Origin of the sequence: Burkholderia sp. Se-20378, from assembly GCF_017104665.1 — a bacterium.
In the GTDB taxonomy this organism is placed as follows: Bacteria; Pseudomonadota; Gammaproteobacteria; order Burkholderiales; family Burkholderiaceae; genus Burkholderia; species Burkholderia lata.
In genome coordinates, this window is record NZ_JAAGPG010001166.1 from 1 (window position 1) to 983 (window position 983).

Consider the following 983-nt stretch of genomic DNA (forward strand, 5'->3'; position numbering starts at 1 on the left):
TTTCGGCCTCGCGCTGCGCGTGGGCGGTCCACGCGGGATGCCGCGTCATGTCGAGCCCGATTGCGACACCCCAGCGATACAGCACGAACAGGAACGGATCGACGATCGAATGCGCGCCCGGCTCGGCCCACGGTCGGCCGTCGGCGAGCGCGGCTTCGATCACCGCGTTCGCGGCTTCGATCGTGCCTCGCCCGTGCGCGCTGACCTCGCCGTGCAACGCCGGATCGCCGATGAAGCGGCCCGGCCGCCACAGCGCGCCGTAGCCGACGCCATGCACCCAGCCGACCAGCCAGGCGAGCCACTCGTGGCACCGTGCCTCGCGCAGCGGATCGCCGAGCGGCAGCAATTGCGCATCCGGATAACGGCGCGCGAGATACGTGAGGATCGCCGGCGTTTCGGTCAGCACGTGCGGCTCGCCCGGAATCGCGAGCACCGGCACGCGCGCCTTCGCGTTGATCGCGAGATAGCGCGCTTCGAGGTTTTGCTGCTGCTGCACGGAGACGATCTCGACGTCGAACGGTGCGCCGGTTTCCTCCAGCGCGATGTGGGCGGCAAGCGAGCAGGCGCCCGGCGAAAGATAGAGACGATATGCGTTCATGGTGGGGTGGCCCGACGGGGCTGTGGAAGACGGAACCGAGTGTAGGAACGCGGGCCTGCTCGCCGCAAACGATGAATTGTCGTGCTCGGACATTAGTGTTACTAATACCCGCATGCGACGCATCCACCTTCCTCCGCTGCAGACGCTGCGCGCGTTCGAGACCGCCGTGCGGCTGCAGAGCTTCACGCGTGCGGCCGACGAACTCGCGCTCACGCAAGGCGCCGTCAGCCAGCACATCCGCGCGCTCGAGGCGCAGCTCGGCTATCCGCTCTTCACGCGCGAGCGAAACGGCGCGACGCCGACGCACGCCGCGCACGCGCTCGCGCTGCAGGTGCGCCAGGGCCTCAGCGTGCTCGAACGCGCGTTCGAGCCGGCACTCGCGGTG

At 69.1% G+C, this 983-nt stretch carries 2 protein-coding genes; one reads left to right on the forward strand and one right to left on the reverse strand.

What is annotated here, in order from left to right:
- Positions 1–598 (reverse strand): glutathione S-transferase family protein (locus G3N93_RS40780; protein ID WP_206135609.1); only part of this gene is annotated, 598 nt, incomplete at its 3' end.
- Between the two features lie 112 nt (positions 599–710).
- Here G3N93_RS40780 and G3N93_RS40785 point away from each other — a divergent pair.
- Positions 711–983, forward strand: a 273-nt coding sequence (locus G3N93_RS40785; protein ID WP_206135610.1) for a LysR family transcriptional regulator, incomplete at its 3' end; no start/stop codon positions are given.